Origin of the sequence: Segetibacter sp. 3557_3, from assembly GCF_004354985.1 — a bacterium.
GTDB lineage: Bacteria > Bacteroidota > Bacteroidia > Chitinophagales > Chitinophagaceae > Segetibacter.
Genome location: NZ_SMSK01000012.1, coordinates 158,656 through 175,527 on the forward strand (window position 1 = coordinate 158,656; position 16,872 = coordinate 175,527).

A 16,872-nucleotide genomic window follows, 5' to 3' on the forward strand; every position below is an offset into this window, starting at 1 on the left:
TCGGTGGGATCAATTATAGATCGGTGTCCATAAGAGCAAAGGTAAATGGAGAACCAGCGTTGCCGTAATACCATATATTTCTTCTCGGGAGCGCTTCTTGTAACGTTCATGTTTACGCACACATTGCTTCACTGCAACAGAAAGTGTAGGAGCACCGGATGATCGCCTAACCAGGTGAACTTTATCGTTCTTTTCTATTTTACCCACGGCTGCTGGCTTCAATATTGATAAAGCTGTATATATGAAAAGCATGCTTTTATCCTTATTTTCCTGCTTGGTGCTGTCGGTTACCGGACAGGCTCAACAGGAGAAAGGTCGTCTGGATATTCAACTTAACAAAAACATTCTACAACCCGGCGATTCCTTAGTTATCAAAGTGGAATATAAAGATGGCAGAAGCCAACTGCCGGATCAATCCCTTGCTACGCTGGAACTCATCGTTGAAAACGAACAAGGCCAGCGTACCCGCCTACGGTGGCCATTGATCAATGGGCAAGCCTCCGGTGCCTTGTATTTATCCGACTCGCTGCCCCGTGGGCAATACACGCTGCTGGCGGGTTTGCAGCGACGCTTCTTCGAAGTAAGAGGCAAGATACAGGAACCGCAGGGCAACGGTACTATCCAGGCCATGCTCCTTACCAAAACCGGCGACTGGGACGACCAGGAAGTGCCAGTCGATCATGATGGCACTTTTGCCATACGTAACTGGCTTTTTGAAGACAATGCCTTGTTGGCTTTCGCCGGAACAAGAAACAATAGCCAGCCACTGAATATCAGTATCAGCACCCAACTCGACTCCAGCTACAGGCCTTTGGCAGTGGCTGGCCGGGCATTCTACATTGGTAATCCGCCCGCTGCTGCAAGATCAATCCTCAGCCAGCCCGTTGCCACTTCCGGGACCGATTTTGAAGACAAGGGTAGCGTACTGCCGGCAGTTCTTGTCAGGACTACCGTTAAAAGTCCCGCCCAGCAATTTAACGACGAGTATGTTAGTGGTTTGTTCCGGTCAGGCGACGAAAGGATGATCAGTATTATGGACGACCCCACCGCATTTAGCCAGCCCAACATTTTCTCCTACCTGCAAGGCAGGGTTGCCGGTTTGCAAATATCGCCTGCAGGCTTCAGCGGAGGTATTGCAAGGTGGCGTGGCAGCCCGGTCACGTTTTTTATAGATGAGGTAAGGGTTTCTGCCCAACAGGTTGGCAACATACCCATGACAGACATCGCCATTGTAAAAGCTTATCCTCCACCTTTCTTCGGTGCTCCCGGAGGCGGTGGGGCGATTGCTATTTATACCCGGCGGGGCGGCGAGGCCAATTACCTCCCAGCGAATAGGTCAGTATTCAAAATAAGGGGATACACCCCTTCAGCTACGGTGCTCGATATGAATAGGCTTAGCTTGTAGCATAGCGCGGTGCTGGCAAAACCCGCTTCTTTTAAAGCGATTAGGCGCTTCACCTTCCTTGCGACGGTTTTAGGTACAGCGGCGATTTATAAAGCAGGCATCGTGATTATTCTTAAGTTTTGCAAATGGTATAACGAAACCGACTAATTAATTCCGATACCCACTTTGCGTGCCTGGCCATTTACGATACCTTAATCGAGTCGCCGTAATAAATTTTTCGTTTCAAACCGATCAAATGCCTGCGCGGGTGCGAACGCAGGCTGAGTTGCTGCCTGTCAGCAACATTTGTTTTAAACAACGAGTCTGATTAGCAAATGATCACGCTGGTTCGAAAACGCTTTGCCTTAACTGCAAATAGTGCAACGTTCACCTTATATCTATTGTCAGCAGTAAAATTTTTTTATGCGACAGGCGATTCTTTATTGTTTGGCCATATTGCTTTTTGCAGGCTGTAAAAAGGAACAGGGCTCAAGGGTGAATATTTATTTGTTGAAATCCTTTACCTCAGCGGTTGACACAACAACAAAACCAGTAACCGTTGCCATCACCAATCCGGTACTCGACGACACTCCTCTTGTTGCTGATGAGGATATTAGATTCTATACCAGGGGAACAAACACCTTTACATTAAGGAAAGACATAAAGACTGTTATTCAACATTATGGGCCAGACAAGGCCTTTGCTGTAACCGTAGATAATCAGCCGGTATATTTAGGAAAGTTTCACCCGCTTTACCTCAGCTCAATGACCTTTGGTGTGGCGACGATTGCTCCTGAGATAAATAACAACAAAGAATTAAAAATCGATTTCATAACAATCGAAGGAAACAGTTTTCTCCAACAGCTCGACAAAAGAAACGATAGTCGTATTATAAACACCCTTAAAGCATCAAACAGGTTGCGGTAACGTGTTCAAAATGCGCATACCTAATTGCAATCCCTCATCAATCTATAAGCTTTCTGCGGTACGCTAACGATCAGGATTGATCATGTTGAAGCTTCAGCCCTACCGGTCAACTACGATTTACTAAACAATCTTTCGGCTCTCTGCTACCGGTTCACGATCCTAAAACAAAGTGTTGCTGCTTACATCAAACCAACCGTCGCTACAAGTTGTGCCGGCCATGCATCAGTATTACCAAATTCGTGATAGATTGAGCTTATATCAAGGTGGGAGGGTAGGGCTCTTGTTTGTTCCATAACGGCCAAACCCTTTAACCTCGCACATACACGAAGCAAAAAAGGCCGTCGTTACGACAGCCTTTTTGCTTTAAGGACTTGCGATATAGTTCCTTCATCGCCAAAGGGTGAAAAGGGGATAGCTATCCGGATGATCAAAAGCGCAATTACCGGGGCGACACCGCTTGTTCATCAAAATATTGAATTAGTGGATGCTTGCTTCAATGGCAGGCAGGATAAGCCCATGAACGTGGCGCTGTTTTCCGTTGCTGTCTACAAACCCTTTAACAGGGCTGTTGATCAAAAGCGCGATGTTAACATTGTTGGGCAGACAATAAACAGCAGCTTGTTCTTCGCCACCATTTATGCTCCAGCCACCGAGCCTGACATATACCTTTCCTGCAGCAGTGTCAACAGAACCGTTGTGACCAAGGTTGTTGTCGAGCATGTATTGTGCGCGGGCTGCAGGGATGATGTCCCCGTTTCTGAAACCATCAAGGGTTTTAAGAATCTGGGTTACCGACATATAAAATCCTGCGCCTCCGGATACAGTTGACCAGTCGCCATCTCTTCCTTCAGGATCGGTTGGTGATGAATACGCCTTTGCAGTAGGTCCGCCTACCCCCGGCGTAAATCCAATTGTTGGTAAGCCTACATCAGAAAAAACTTCCCTGTTCATATACTCCTGGAAATATTTGGTGCAAACAAGATCCCACAGAGAGTCCAGCAGCCCGGGAAAAGTGAATGGCAGGTTATAAGTAGAATTTGCCTGCATACGGCCATCTATAATGGTGATGATTACCCGCATGATGCTGAAATTTACATTGGCATAGGTGCCCGCGGCCACGTTTGGACCTTTAGCAACCTGCTCTTTCATAAACGCATAATCACAACGGGAGTTTTCACCTGAGAAGCCCGAGGTATGATTGAGTAGCTTACGGAAAGTAATTCCTGCTACACCGTTGCCGCGGTTCCAATAAGTGGGTAAATAGGCATTGATTGATGTATCAAGAGAGATGCCTTTTTTATCGAGGAGCTTAACAAGGCCAATAGCAGTCATTAATTTGCTTACGCTTGCAACGTGCATGCGTGTATCTGCGGTCCAACCTTTTGCACCATCATTTGGATTCTTCGCCCAGTTCCAGATGCCGGTAAATATGGGTGAGCTGCCTTTGTACACCTGGTACATATAGCCCATCACTTTATCATGTATCAGCTCGTGTACGATAGGGCCGAAGTAGTTTGCATTAAAAGCAGGCGCAGCCTTGGCAACGGGGGGAGCGAACTTTTTCGCGATGATACTACGGGTGTTAACACTGTCTTCTACTTTTGCGCTTACATTGTCGTCGGTTGTACGCACATTGATCGTTGAGGGTAGTTTTACCGTATGTGCCCTTAGCTGATCTTCAGAGATGTTCAGGGTTCTTAACGACTCAGTCGAAGCGGAAAGATTAATGCCTGATAATGGAGCAATGATTTCTTTTTCCATGTTGTTGTTTTTTTTAGAATTTTTCGAATTTGTTATGAAAGTTTGTCATCACTTTTGGCAGCCCGGTGTAGTTGCACCTCGCTTTGTGATTGTTTCATAAAAGTATATTTGGCATTACCCGGATCATAATGCAGCAAACGAACGGTAGGTATCGCTTTGCCTCCGGTATAAACATGTGCCGCTTCCCGTGAATTGTACCAACGTGATAATTAACAAGTGCAATAGATAGCAGCAAACACTTTGAAGTATATTATAGAGGAAAGTCAAAAGAAGGTATCCTGATGTAATTATTGTTATGAAGGTCTTTAACGTTGGAAACAATGCTGTGAACCTGTATTTGCTGGATAGCGGAACACATCTGCTGCTTGTTGACTGTGGCTTTCCTGGTCAACTCAGCAGCTTAGGTAGGTGTATGCGAACAAGGGGCTATAAGATGAGGAACATAGATTATCTTCTGGTAACCCATTTTCATATCGACCATGCAGGGTTAATACAGGAACTCAAAAAAGAGGGTGTAAAGTTTCTGCTCATCGAAACCCAGCAGCCGATGATTAGCACTATGGAATTGATGGCTGCAAGAAAATGGGCGTATACTTTCCTGGACTTAAGTGACAACCTAATGATGCCAGTGGGCTCATCAAGAGACTTCCTGAAACAACTCGATATTAATGGAACCATAATCAGCACTCCGGGCCACACAGACGATAGTATTACGCTTGTACTTGACTCCGGCGAGGCGTTTACAGGGGACTTACCTGCCGAACACCTTGCTGCCGACGAACAGTCTCCCATGAGATTGTCCTGGACAAAGTTGAGGGCTGCCGGAGCAAGCGTTATCTATCCCGGACATGGCAATGTATATGAACTCGCAGGGACGAGTACGAGATAAATTAGTTAGTCCGTACTGTTACTACCGGTTTATTGAGAGGTCTTCGAGTTCTACATTGTCCATAGCTGAATCACATAGTTCGGCTAAGGTTTTCTCGTCATCTTCAAGATCTCTGAAAAGCTTATAAATTAATTTCTGCAGGAGGTTTGATTTAGTTTTCGGAGAGAGTTCCTGGATAATACCCTGCATCATTTTAACGGCCTTGGGTTTGTTCTTTTCTTTGTAGGCAACCAGGGCAAGTCCGTATTCTCCATATAACCTTCCAATGGCAATCCTGTCCTGCGCACGCAGTATTTCAAACCTTCGCTTTGCTTCCTGGAGGCCATTTTCTATTCCAAGATAAGCTAAGCCAATCCTTGGTTCAAGTTGATAGCCGTGTCCCTCCTCACCATAGTCAATTTTACCTGCAGCCAGCTGGTAATAGTGAAGCGCCTTTTCACTGTTGTCTGATTTGAACTCGATATCACCTGCCACCATATAAACCCGGGTTTGTATCCAGGCACTGCAAGGTATCGACAGAGCTTCCTTAACCAGTTTTTCTGCGGTGGCCGGCTCATCCTTTTCTGCCATTACCCTTGCCTGCCAGGCAAGGCCTAAAGCAAGCAGGTCCCTTTTTGTTTGATTTGTTTCAGGTAATTGTGATGCGATATTAAAACCCTGCAGTATCTCCGCATATGCATCGTCCAGGCGGTCCTCTTCAACATAGGTCCAACCCAATGCATCTAATCTCAACAGCGCTTCATCCTCTAAACATGCCCTGGTATGTGCAACTTCAATTGCTTGTTTTACGTAAGCGATCCTTTCCTGGTTTAAAAACCGGCTGTCCATATAATGCACCAATAAGAGCAAGAGGTCATAAAATATCCCGTTCGGATTGGTGCTTGATGTCCACTTTAGTACTTCGTTGATGTTTGACCATTCAATGTCAATTGCCAACATGTTGTCGTTTACCAGTACGTTCCAGTAGCGTTCACACGGGGTAGTTCGTTTGATGTTGTTACTTACATATTCAAAGTAATAATTGCTAAATCGATTACGCGCTTCTTCATGGAACGCTGGAGCCTCTGCCAGTTTTGCGCTAACATGCTCTCTGGTCATGGGGTGCACGATAATGTTTCCTTCTTTACCGTCCACCTCCAATAAGCCATACTGAACCAGCTGCTGCAAGGCACAGTCAAATTCAAACTCTTGCAAACCGCTTACTTTACATACCGCTAGTCTTCTGATCCCGGTTGTTCTGTTCGCGGTTTTTTGCGCGAGGGAATTGCCTGCACTAAACAGGGGCAAAGTCAGTAGTATACATCTTGCCTGACCGGTTATTTGGCTCCACGACCAGGAGTACAAAGAATTAAATACTTCGCGAATACTTTTTGGAGTAGACAAGTGAATGTGGTTGCGGATCTCGTTCAAACTCAACCGGCCGCCTGCCATTAAACCCAAAGCCAATACAATCGCCTGCGGGTTGCCACCGGTGATGTCTGAAAGCGACAACAACTTGGGGTCCCACGTAATCCCCTTTGCTTTTGCTTCCTGCGAAATAAACCGGGTTGCTTCGTTTTTGGCAAGGCCTTTCACTCTTATCGGATAGGCTTTTTGCCAGAGTTGAACCCTTGACGTTAATAGTACTTTGCTTGGGGATGGCACAGACTCCATCCATTTCTTCAACCTCGGATCTGGCATGGTCTCGAAGTTGTCGATGATGATTAAAACCTTGTTGCGCTGTAATAATTCGTTCACCAATCTCATCTCCCTTACATTCAGCGGGGTGGGTGTTGCACTGGAGTTATTCGAAACCGTGCTCAGCACTTCATTAACAACTTCACTTAGCCATTCTTTTTGTTCAGGTTTATCGACTGCAGAAATCCAGACAACATAGGTAAACTTTGGCGGATCCGGAATGGCGGACTTCGCCAGTCCCAATACAATATAACCGGTCTCAATTGCAAGACTGGTTTTACCAACTCCTGCAAAACCTTCAATCGTGATTACCGGGTAACGTGTTTTCAGCCCTTCCATAACCTCCTTCATATATTTTGCCCGCATGACGAACTGTTCGTAGTTGGGTTGAGGTAGGTTGTGAAAAATGGGAGAGGCATTATCTGTTTTTCCCAACTTGTTTAATGCCTCTGCCACAAGCCTGCCCAATTCATCGGGAGAACTAAAATGCGGGCCGGTTAAGTGGGTTTTTGCAAGTTCCTCCCTAAACGTATCAATCCTCGTTGTATCCTTGTCAATATACATCCGGGGCCATGGCGCTTTCTCGGAAAGCATAAATATCAAACATGGTTTTTTGGAGGCAACAGCCTGTCGATACTCCAATTCAGTAATTGAAAGCCCGTCGCTGTTACCTGCGTCAGGGATCCATCCATACCTCCAGGCGAAAATGCCGATGTAGAGATTGGCGTTTGATACATCAAGTAAACACTTATCCAACGGACGTACATCCTCCGCTACGTAGTACTCCATAGCAATGTCTTCATGACCTAACCTACGGAGTACGATATTGACCATTCGTCGATAGTCCTCAAGATCAATAAACGTAGACGAAACATAAATCTTTAGCATGGGTTGCGCTTAATATAACAAGGTGAATAAAAGTGCTTTTAAACCATACCTGCCAGGCGGCGATTGATTCCTGTATCAGTCCATTATGTTGTGAAAGATCCCCGGCTCAAAGCAATAGCAACTTTAAACTACAAAGGATTCACGGTAGTGTCAATAGGGGCTACAATGTTTGTAATAGCGGGAAGCGGGAATCCATGAATCTTGCAAACAATGCTGTGGATACCCATATGCTTCTTAGTAAATCATTTCCGAATGCCGGCGCTTCATAGTCCGGCTGCGGCACTCCCGCGCATGAACCCTTCCAGCCGGCGTAAAAGGTAGGACAGCAAATGGGTTATTGGCTTTCGACAGGTTCAAAAGCACCCACACATTTCTTTTCAAATCCAAGTACCCGGTAATTCGTGCTAAGGAGTTTATTCGACCTTATTATCAGTGGTCCGCCTTCAACTTCATTGTTACCAGTTCCGCCTCAAGCCGGTCGAAGTTCTCTTCGTTTTTTTCAACCGCAAACACCCTCACTTTTTCGCATTCATGTGATGACGCAAATATTTGCCGGAAAACAATCTTCGTTTTGTTCGCACCGGCTTCTTCAAAGGTTGCTACCACGTTAAACAATGGTTTGGTCAACCGTTCCCAGGCAATCAGGGCAGGTTGCTCAACCTGGATAAATACGCATTCATTAGGATAGTTGCCCTTGTCGGGTCCATGCATAATAAAACGCCATCTGCCACCCGGTCGCAGGTCGAACTCGTTAAAAGTATTGGTGAAACCAGCTGGTCCCCACCATTTCTTAAGGTGTTTGGGACTGGTCCATGCTGTATAAACCATTTCCCTGGGTGCATCCACCAAACGGGTACTTACGATTTCAAACCCCGTTGTTGAAGTTGACTTTGCAGTCATAATTTAAATGATTATTCGCTTTTATAATCACCATATCTGGTGATTGATCGATCGTGGTTGTTTTAGCAATTTTACTAAATATCAATCAATGTTGTAAGCGAATTTGCCGTCAGCGGCTTGCTGAATAGAATTGCCAGATATCTAGAGGGCGGGCGCATACGAACGGGTTCATTCGGGCCGGCAACGTGTTGGTATACGTTTATGTTGGGACGGCAAAAACCTGTTCCACATACACCCATTCGAACATTTACTCACAACTAAAATTCGGGCAATGATACCTTTCAAATGTTTTGTTCAGCTTCGGAATTCTTTTCAACATAGCGCCGACCAGGCTATACTTACTTATGTGGTAATCATTATTGCACTTGCTTTGGCGATTACGGGCTGCAAGAAAGAGAGTGAAAAGAAAGCCAGGTTTAACTTTGACTTTCTTTACCACACAAAATGGCGCACGGTCTCCCAGGCAACAACACCAACGTGGACCGACCCGGCCACCGGTAAATCGTATACTGATCTCTTCGATTTTGCTAGGGATAATTTTCCATGTGCGATAGACGATTACTCCGTTTTTCTGCCAGATGGTTCTACGCACCAATACTACAACACGATAAAGTGCAACCCGAATGATCCGGCCACGGAAGCCCCTATTGGTTATCACTTTTTGGACAACGCAAATGATTCGCTAATCGTCGTGGTTCCCCTTGAGGTGCCGAATTTAAAACCGGAAATTATAATGGCACGCTGCAAGGTACTGGAACTGACAGTGGATAAACTCGTGGTGAGATACAATCAAATTGTGCCGTTTACTTTTACCAAACAAACCAATACACAAACGTATGTCGCGATGCCATAACCTTTCTGTTTGAGGTTCTGATGCAAAGCCATTTGATCAGCTGGAAAGGTCTTAGTGAGGAAATCTCAGGGCGCCAGGAATCGGGTCTGAAACCAAACCTCGCAACACAATGCCGGCCGTTGCCACAAGGGTATCGTGCGCCTTGCTGTATTAAGGGTTGTCATGACTTGTATACAGCCGTAATCCACCCCGGTCGAAATTAGTTTTCCCCGCTGCTACCCGGAAGCCTGCTCCTGATCCATTTCATCTGGCCGTTGTGATTAGACTCGTGTTCAACCACATGAAACCACTTGCAGTAGTTGTTGGTTGGTCCCCATCCCCAGCTTTTGTCTACCGTCAGCAACCATTTATCGTCACGCATTCTGAGCTGCTCAAGCGTTTTCTGACGCACTTCGGTTAACGTATTCAGGTAATGGTCCAGCTGCTCACCTTTGATGGTCTTTCTTCCCGCATCCCCCAGATTCATGGGAATGTCCCATTGTTTTTTTATTTTATCATCCCAGCTTCCCCACTTCGTGTTTTCAAAAGTGTGCAGTTGGTAGTAGCGTTCTGTTGCTGCCAGGTGCAGCAGGAGTGCACCGATGGAGTTTGCTTTAGAATCGGGTAAGAGGTCCAGTTGTGCAACCGTTAGACCCTGTACAGATTGGAGCACCACAGAACGCATCCAGGCCATCATGGAAACCAATGTGCCAATATGTGGTGAAAATCCCTGCCTGGGTCCAATTACGTTAAGTCCTTCAATAGCATGTTGCTGGCTGCACGCTTGTTGCGGCAGGATGGATAGGCCAGCAATACCCGCTGCAAGTGCAGCACCACTGCCAATAAATCTTCTTCGGTCAAAGAGAGCTCCGGTTTCTTCCATATTTTTATTTCAACAGAAAGTTACTGTTTTAAAGTCCGGATTACAACTGGTGTTTGTCTATACTTGAACGATTGAAACCTTGATGAGACATCCACGGCAAGGCAAGGTGTTTACGGTACCCGGTATGCAGTAGCAGGCTAACTTTACCTTGCTTGATGATATTGTAAATTGATTGCAGAAGAAGGTGATTACTAATGAAAGATATTTATAACGATAAGAGCTATCTCCGTAACAATCCTTCCTGGCATGAGGAGGACGCGCCGGGCAAGGTAAAACAGGTACTGACAATCCTGAAAAGGAACCGTATTGCTTTTGAAACCATCTGCGAAATTGGGTGCGGTAGCGGCGAGATACTGGCGCAGCTAGCAAAACAATTGCCGGGTGTAAATAGCTTTCGTGGGTACGATATCTCACGGGATGCAATCGAGATTGCAAAACAAAAAGCAAACGACCGGGTAAGCTTCGAAGTAAAAGATATTACCCAAAGCGACAAAGAAGTCCCCTTTGATTTGTTAATGGTAATTGATGTTATTGAACATATCCCAGACTATTTTAAGTTTCTTGCCGGCATTATCCATAAAGGCAGGTATACCATTTTTCACATACCACTGGATATGTGTATGTGGTCGCTTTTTAAGGAACAAATGTTAGTCGAGTCAAAAAAACGAGTGGGACATATTCACAATTTTACGGAAGACTTCATCAAAAGCGTTTTGGCTGAATACGGGTTTGAGCTCATCGACCAACTGTATACTCCGCCCACGTTTGAACAGCAGACTGCAAAACAACAGGTCGTTGATACTTTTCGTAAACTGCTATTCAAAATCAATCAGCGTTTTTGTACCAAGACAGTTGGCGGATACTCGCTGTTATTGTTGACCAAAAATAATTGGGTTGCCGCCGAGCAGTTATTATCGAAGTGATGAATATATCGGATACAATTGCGGGGGGTGATCTGCCGGTGCATGTGGTAAACATCAACCAGGTTGATGTTCACAAAGGTCGTGATCAGTTGCACTCCACCATAAAGCCAAATGCCTTTGCCTGGCTGAGCTTTAATGTCCATAACATTGCCGACCAGGTCTTCACTTATCCGGGTTGCACGATCATCCCTATTGGGAGCCTTCGAGAACACATATTTCGTTTGGCTGTGGAACGTTTTGCCAAAGTAATCATTCTGTTGCAGGAGCATCATGGCCGGGCTGAAAATTACCCCAAAGGACATAGCTTTTTCGTCGATCAAGTATGGTGTCTAAGCTTGATAAACAGCCGTTAAATCCCATATCATCTTCCATGATACACTAATTTGTTTCACCATTGGGTCCTTCAATATACCCATCATGCGTTACGGCTAAACCCAGGACAATTTTCCTAATTTTTAGAATTTAAAATTTGTATCACCGGTGATGCAATCCAATTGTTTGTCACAACGGTATAACATAAAGTGGTGATGCCGCGAGGCACTTCAACGCCGTCTTCGGCGAATTACCATACCATGGTGCTCCCCGTTCCAGATGCTAATAAATCACATATAAATGCGATTGCCCGACAGTGTACCCAAAGATATTTTTGTCTTAAATAATCAAGCAAAACAAAACATGAAAACTTTAAAACTAAACAGATTGGCGCTCGCAATAATAGCAGCAATTTTAGTATCCATTTCAGTAACGGGTTGCGAAAAAGACGATGTTACGCCAAAACCTCCAGCTGGTGCGGTTCACATAGTAGATCAACGACTTGTTGGTAAATGGATGTGGACCAACAGTAGTGATGGCGCTTATTACGATAACAACGGTGTTTACCAGGGCTCGGCATATGGCCTGGCAAAACAATACAACATCGGTGCCGATGGTTATGGTTCCTGCTACAGTCACCTTTATTCAACTATTGGCGCGGGCACTTATATCGAAGTAAACATTTCTTCACAAGGTTTTTTTGAGTCGGACAACCAGGGTCACCTTGGCTACTTCCCAACCAGTGGTACATACAAATCTACCAGTGGTGAAAACAGGCCGTTAAGGGCTGATGAACTTTGGAACACACAAACAAACAGTGGCAAAAGTGATCTTGTACAAAAACTGGTGATTACCAAAGTTGGCGGACGCGATTGTTTCCAGGTTACGGCAACTAATGGTACTGTTGACACGTTTTTTAAAGTGCCTTAATCATAATATCATCACAGTTGAATTGGTTCTGCGAAGCTGTTGATGCATACATAAAAAAACTCCCTGCATATGATGTGTCAGGGAGTTTTTTATTTGTTGTTATTTTTGGATGTAGTGCGCATGATCCTGTCCTGAAAGCGGGCAGGTCGCAGACGGTCTTGAAAAATATAAACGCTCTTCATGTTGATTAACTCTTCTTCTGGCTATATCCCAGTTAAAGTCACGGCTTATGGTTTTCGAACCACTTAACCATTGACGGTAAATTCCTTTCAAATCCACCTGGGATATCAATATTCAACATTCCTGCACGGCCTGAGTGCGATTTGCAAAATTGTGGATCGTAAACCTGGGAATACTAATGAATGTTCCTTTGGGCGCGTCGATCCAATCATCGGCAACCAGCATATAGATCGTGCCTGCAAGCACATAAAATACCTGGGCCTTATGTTTATGCGGTGCCGGGCCGCACGGAGTGGGGTTCAGGCAACATTCTGAAATGCTCCATTATTTGCTGTTTCGTTTTTTCTTCCGCTGTTTAAATTCGGTCATTGTCCCGGGTTGGTATAGCCATCCTTCCCCTGATTGTAAAATGATCGTTTCAGTACGATCCCCGGTGTGCTGACTCATTTGCTTTAAAATTAAGTGGTGCTTACTTTGCCCGGTCGGCATTCAGGAATTCGTTGACCAGGGAAACCGTAGCAGTAATCAGGGCAGTATTCTGCGGTGTTGTTAATTCACCAATGTATTCACCATGTCCACCGGGGATTATTGCTAACCGTGAGTTTGGAACCAGGCGATGCATTTCAACAGCATGTTCAGGTGTTGCAATATCTCTGTCTCCTTGTATAAAGAATACCGGAGCCTTTATGGATTTCATCTGCTCCGCTGTAATATCAGGAAAGGATTGCATTCTTGCCACGTCCCGCTCATACATGCGATATAATGCGTTTGAGTCGGGGTTGATTTCCAGGAACGCGTCTTTGTAAACCTGCGGTATGGTTTCAAACGTGGGTTTTGCCATCATCTCCCAAAACCATCCAGGGGCACCAGTCTTGTTGTAAAACGTTGATGCTACAACTATTTTGTTCGTCATCTGAGGATGCCGGATAGCAAATTGTAGCGTGGTGCTTGCTCCATTGCTAAAGCCAAAAACGTCTGCTGTTTTGATGTTTAATTGGGTGAGGAGAGCCGCAATGTCGTCTGCATCCTGTTCAAAACTTAAAGGCCTGTCTATGTCCGCTGTTCGCCCGTGTGCCTGCATTTCTACTGCGATTACCTTGCGTGTTTTTGCAAACTCCGGTAACACCCTGCCGTATGTGGTTGCTATCGAAGATCCGCCACCATGAATCAACACTAACGGAGCACCCGTGCCATGAACTTCATGATACATGTTGAGCCCATTGACCAATGCAAAGCCACTTGTTTTGTTTGTGTTACCGGTTGTTGGGGAGGCACCCATCTGGTTAGTGTTTGTTTGATTGCAAGCTGAAATTATTAAAGCTGCAATGGTTATCCAAATGCGCGTTTTATGCATTTCATTTTATTAAGGCGGTTGATGCATGCCATCGCCCTTGGCTATTTCAAGTATAAGGAATACCCGGAAACTCTGGCCTGGTTTGCGTAGGGAAGATTCGTGTTTTAAACGGTGCCATGTGCTATCCCAAACCTGGGTTCAATCGATTTATAGTTAGCAGCTGTTTGTAAATCAATTGAAGCTCTATATGCATATCGCTATAGTTTAAATTGCTTAAGCCTGGCCTTAATTGAGGGAACATCTTCCTGTTTAACTTGTGTAATGGTTATTACAAAATCCTGTTTTAACTCTTGCCGTTGCGACAACAGGTTATAAAGTGCCTGCAATGAATTCACGCGTACTATTCTGCTTTCCTTTTTATTGGTCGCCCACCCTGTAAGCAATTGCCAGGCGTTACCAAGCTCCTCATCTGAAAGCTGCAGCCTGGCAACAAGTAATGCCAGGTGCCACTTCAATTCTTTGTCTTTAGCTGTGTGCAGCAGTTGCAGCAGGGCAGTTTTATGGGTCTGTAGATATTCCGGATGTTCTCGCGTAACCTTTTCAACGGCATCCGCTGCCCGCATTACTAACCTTCTGTCATGGGAGAAAACAAACCCGAACAAAGCGTCGAAGTGAGCTTGATTTTTTACCAGTGAGACAACAGTATCACTTGCCCCAATCGAACGCAGATCGCCGCCGCCCAATAGCTTTTCAAAGTCAATCATTGTTTAATTCTTTTCATGATCCGTTAACCCAATTACAACTGTCCACAGTTAATTTGTCGTGAAGCGCACCAGCGATGCAATCCCTTTTTATTGATGAAGTATGGATGATGAATGCATTTGGAATTAGTCATGAGTCATGCGTTTGCTCGCCGACGCAATTCCTTTTCCCGGTCGTCAGTGCGAGCGCGCGTAGGGTTCGTCATTGCGAGCGCAGTTCCCGATCGTCATTGCGAGCGCGCGTAGGGTTCGTCATTGCGAGCGCAGCGAAGCAATCCCATGTTTTAGCATCCATAACATTTGCTTAGCACTACACCACCATTGCAAGCCCAAAATACGGTTCATCATCGCAAGCGCATAATACAGATCGTCATTGCGAGCGCAGCGAAGCAATCCCATGTTTTGGCATCGACAACATCTGCTTACCACTACACCATCATTGCATGTGCAAAATACCGATCGTCATTGCAGGCGCATAATACGAGTCGTCATTGCGAGCGCAGCGAAGCAATCCCATGTTTTAGCATCCATAATATTAGCTTAGCACTGCACCACCATTGTTAGCGCATGATACGGATCGTCATTGCAGGCGCAGGTCCCGATCGTCATTGCGAGCGCAGCGAAGCAATCCCATATTTTGGCATCGACAACATTTGCTTAGCACTACACCATTATTGCAAGCGCATAATACAGATCGTCATTGCGAGCGCAGCGAAGCAATCCCATGTTTTAGCATCCATAACATCTGCTTAGCACTACACCACCATTGCAAGCGCAAAATACGGTTCGTCATTGCAAGCGCAGTCACGATCGTCATTGCGAGCGCAGCGAAGCAATCCCATGTTTTGGCATCGACAACATCTGCTTAGCACTACACCACCATTGCAAGCGCTTAATACGGTTCATCATTGCAAGCACAGTCCCAATTGTCATTGCGAGCGCAGCGCAGCAATCCCATGTTATGGCATCGGTAGCATTGGCAAAGATGGTGTATGCTTTATTACGGGTTGAATTAACCCAACCTCGTACATTAAGAATTGGTTTAAAACAATCGGTTAAGACCGATAGCTTTAAACCATAAGTGAGCCCGTCTTTACTTCTCCCGCCCTGTTGTATTGAGCGATGATAACTCCCTTAGGTGTAACAATACTTTGCACTAAATTGAAAGCAGCCGGGATTGTTCCGTTATCTAAAAGCTTTTTTCCTTTTCCAAGGATTAACGGGTGAATCTTAAGCCGCAGTTCATCAACAAGATCGTGCTTTAGCAACAGCTGTACAAGCTCGCTGCTGCCCCAAACCTGGATTTCGTTGCTCGGTGAATTCTTGATCCGTTTGATCTCTTCAGGTGTATTTACGACTATCGAGTTCTTCCAGCCGCTAACGACAGGATCTGATTGCTTTAAGCTATTTGAAAAAACATATTTCGTTCCATTGTTTATACCTGGCCAAAATTCGCCGTGTTCCGGCCAATAAGCTGCCCAGATCTCATATGTTTTTCTGCCGAGCAGGTAATCTGCGGGTTTCAGTTCTTCCTGCACCACCTCATTGTAAACATCATCAGAATACGGCGCTACCCAACCTCCGTATTCAAAGTCGCCCGAAGTGTCCTCCTCAGGTCCACCTGGTGCCTGCATTACCCCATCTAATGTGATCATGGAAAAGACTACTAATTTTCTCATTTGCCTGGTGTTTATATGGCTACAAATCTCGGCAACAAACCGGAGGTGATTTAGGGTGAATGCGCCAATTAAAAGGGTAAATGCGACAATCGTATGCGAAGAGTGCCGACAGGTAGATTATCAATTCCGAACCGAATGAATTTCGGTACTCGGCATGTTCCCGGGTGGTCAGGGGGAGACCAGCCCGTTAGCTGAAATTTGTTGCGGTACTATGAATGGTGGACCTACCCTTCACCAAAGTAGCTGCAAATTAAAAGTACGAGTACAAGATTGATAATTGATTGACAGCTCAGCCAGATTAGCGTTGACTTTGATCGAAGCAAACTGTGTTTAAACATCTTAATTGCAGTTCTTACTAAAATCACCAGGTTTACCAGCACGATAATGAGTGGGATCCAGTACAGATCGTGGTTATCCGAAGTTCGTTTGACGATAGAAAACACAACATAGGTTGATATTGCAAGTATAGTGACCGTACTCCGGGTTTTCTGAAAGTTCTTCAACTGTGTATCTGTAATCTCTTCCATATAAGTATATAGCTTGAGGGACCAACCTGGTTAAATAGGAGGACATAATATTAGCAATTTTTACCGCGCAACTCTTAAAAAAAGTATTGCGTTCTGTTGCAAGGCTGTTGCTTGTTTGTGCTGAA

General features: G+C 45.2%; 16 protein-coding genes. 7 read left to right on the plus strand and 9 right to left on the minus strand.

The features are described from left to right. Positions 1 to 241 precede the first annotated feature (241 nt). Positions 242 to 1,405 carry a hypothetical protein gene (locus EXU57_RS17035; protein WP_133269438.1) on the plus strand — a complete coding sequence of 388 codons (1,164 nt, stop codon included), beginning with the start codon at positions 242 to 244 and terminating at the stop codon, positions 1,403 to 1,405. Between the two features lie 402 nt (positions 1,406 to 1,807). After that, on the plus strand, positions 1,808 to 2,311 hold the full coding sequence (locus tag EXU57_RS17040; protein ID WP_133269439.1) for a hypothetical protein: 504 nt from the start codon (positions 1,808 to 1,810) through the stop codon (positions 2,309 to 2,311). A gap of 477 nt (positions 2,312 to 2,788) precedes the next feature. Here EXU57_RS17040 and EXU57_RS17045 read toward each other — a convergent pair whose 3' ends face one another. Further along, the gene (locus EXU57_RS17045; RefSeq protein WP_133269440.1) at positions 2,789 to 4,072 is read right to left on the minus strand and encodes a serine hydrolase domain-containing protein; all 1,284 of its coding nucleotides are present in this window, start codon (positions 4,070 to 4,072) and stop codon (positions 2,789 to 2,791) included. Between the two features lie 295 nt (positions 4,073 to 4,367). On the opposite strand from EXU57_RS17045, the gene EXU57_RS17050 reads away from it, so the two are divergent. Beyond that, the gene (locus EXU57_RS17050) at positions 4,368 to 4,961 is read left to right on the plus strand and encodes an MBL fold metallo-hydrolase (RefSeq protein WP_133269441.1); all 594 of its coding nucleotides are present in this window, start codon (positions 4,368 to 4,370) and stop codon (positions 4,959 to 4,961) included. A 21-nt stretch (positions 4,962 to 4,982) separates the two neighbouring features. On the opposite strand, the gene EXU57_RS17055 is transcribed toward EXU57_RS17050, so the two are convergent. Further along, positions 4,983 to 7,526 carry a DUF4062 domain-containing protein gene (locus EXU57_RS17055; protein WP_133269442.1) on the minus strand — a complete coding sequence of 848 codons (2,544 nt, stop codon included), beginning with the start codon at positions 7,524 to 7,526 and terminating at the stop codon, positions 4,983 to 4,985. Positions 7,527 to 7,955: 429 nt separating this feature from the next. Beyond that, positions 7,956 to 8,426 (minus strand): SRPBCC family protein, encoded by a 471-nt coding sequence (locus tag EXU57_RS17060; RefSeq protein WP_133269443.1) that lies wholly within the window; start codon positions 8,424 to 8,426, stop codon positions 7,956 to 7,958. 271 nt (positions 8,427 to 8,697) lie between these two features. Between EXU57_RS17060 and EXU57_RS17065 the strand changes: the two genes are divergently transcribed. Further along, complete coding sequence (locus EXU57_RS17065; protein ID WP_133269444.1) at positions 8,698 to 9,279, plus strand: hypothetical protein; 582 nt, start codon at positions 8,698 to 8,700, stop codon at positions 9,277 to 9,279. A gap of 199 nt (positions 9,280 to 9,478) precedes the next feature. Here EXU57_RS17065 and EXU57_RS17070 read toward each other — a convergent pair whose 3' ends face one another. Beyond that, entirely contained in the window at positions 9,479 to 10,141 is a 663-nt protein-coding gene (locus EXU57_RS17070; protein ID WP_133269445.1) for a DinB family protein, read from the minus strand. A gap of 194 nt (positions 10,142 to 10,335) precedes the next feature. Between EXU57_RS17070 and EXU57_RS17075 the strand changes: the two genes are divergently transcribed. The 3 genes from EXU57_RS17075 to EXU57_RS17085 all read left to right on the plus strand — a co-directional run bounded on the left by EXU57_RS17075 (position 10,336) and on the right by EXU57_RS17085 (position 12,306). Next, on the plus strand, positions 10,336 to 11,064 hold the full coding sequence (locus EXU57_RS17075) for a class I SAM-dependent methyltransferase (RefSeq protein ID WP_133269446.1): 729 nt from the start codon (positions 10,336 to 10,338) through the stop codon (positions 11,062 to 11,064). Beyond that, on the plus strand, positions 11,064 to 11,417 hold the full coding sequence (locus EXU57_RS17080; protein ID WP_133269447.1) for a hypothetical protein: 354 nt from the start codon (positions 11,064 to 11,066) through the stop codon (positions 11,415 to 11,417). Before EXU57_RS17075 ends, EXU57_RS17080 begins: the two co-directional genes overlap by 1 nt. Positions 11,418 to 11,739: 322 nt before the next feature. Beyond that, a complete protein-coding gene (locus EXU57_RS17085) occupies positions 11,740 to 12,306 on the plus strand; it encodes a hypothetical protein (protein WP_133269448.1) in 567 nt (188 codons plus the stop codon). Between the two features lie 294 nt (positions 12,307 to 12,600). Here EXU57_RS17085 and EXU57_RS25930 read toward each other — a convergent pair whose 3' ends face one another. The 5 genes from EXU57_RS25930 to EXU57_RS17110 form a co-directional block, all read right to left on the minus strand. After that, a complete protein-coding gene (locus EXU57_RS25930) occupies positions 12,601 to 12,804 on the minus strand; it encodes a cupin domain-containing protein (protein WP_133269480.1) in 204 nt (67 codons plus the stop codon). A gap of 151 nt (positions 12,805 to 12,955) precedes the next feature. Next, complete coding sequence (locus EXU57_RS17095) at positions 12,956 to 13,765, minus strand: alpha/beta fold hydrolase (protein WP_133269449.1); 810 nt, start codon at positions 13,763 to 13,765, stop codon at positions 12,956 to 12,958. A gap of 272 nt (positions 13,766 to 14,037) precedes the next feature. Continuing rightward, positions 14,038 to 14,544, minus strand: a complete 507-nt coding sequence (locus EXU57_RS17100) for a hypothetical protein (protein WP_133269450.1) — start codon at positions 14,542 to 14,544, stop codon at positions 14,038 to 14,040. Between the two features lie 1,067 nt (positions 14,545 to 15,611). Further along, complete coding sequence (locus EXU57_RS17105; protein WP_133269451.1) at positions 15,612 to 16,220, minus strand: dihydrofolate reductase family protein; 609 nt, start codon at positions 16,218 to 16,220, stop codon at positions 15,612 to 15,614. 224 nt (positions 16,221 to 16,444) lie between these two features. Further along, the gene (locus tag EXU57_RS17110) at positions 16,445 to 16,747 is read right to left on the minus strand and encodes a hypothetical protein (protein WP_133269452.1); all 303 of its coding nucleotides are present in this window, start codon (positions 16,745 to 16,747) and stop codon (positions 16,445 to 16,447) included. Between the last annotated feature and the right edge of the window lie 125 nt (positions 16,748 to 16,872).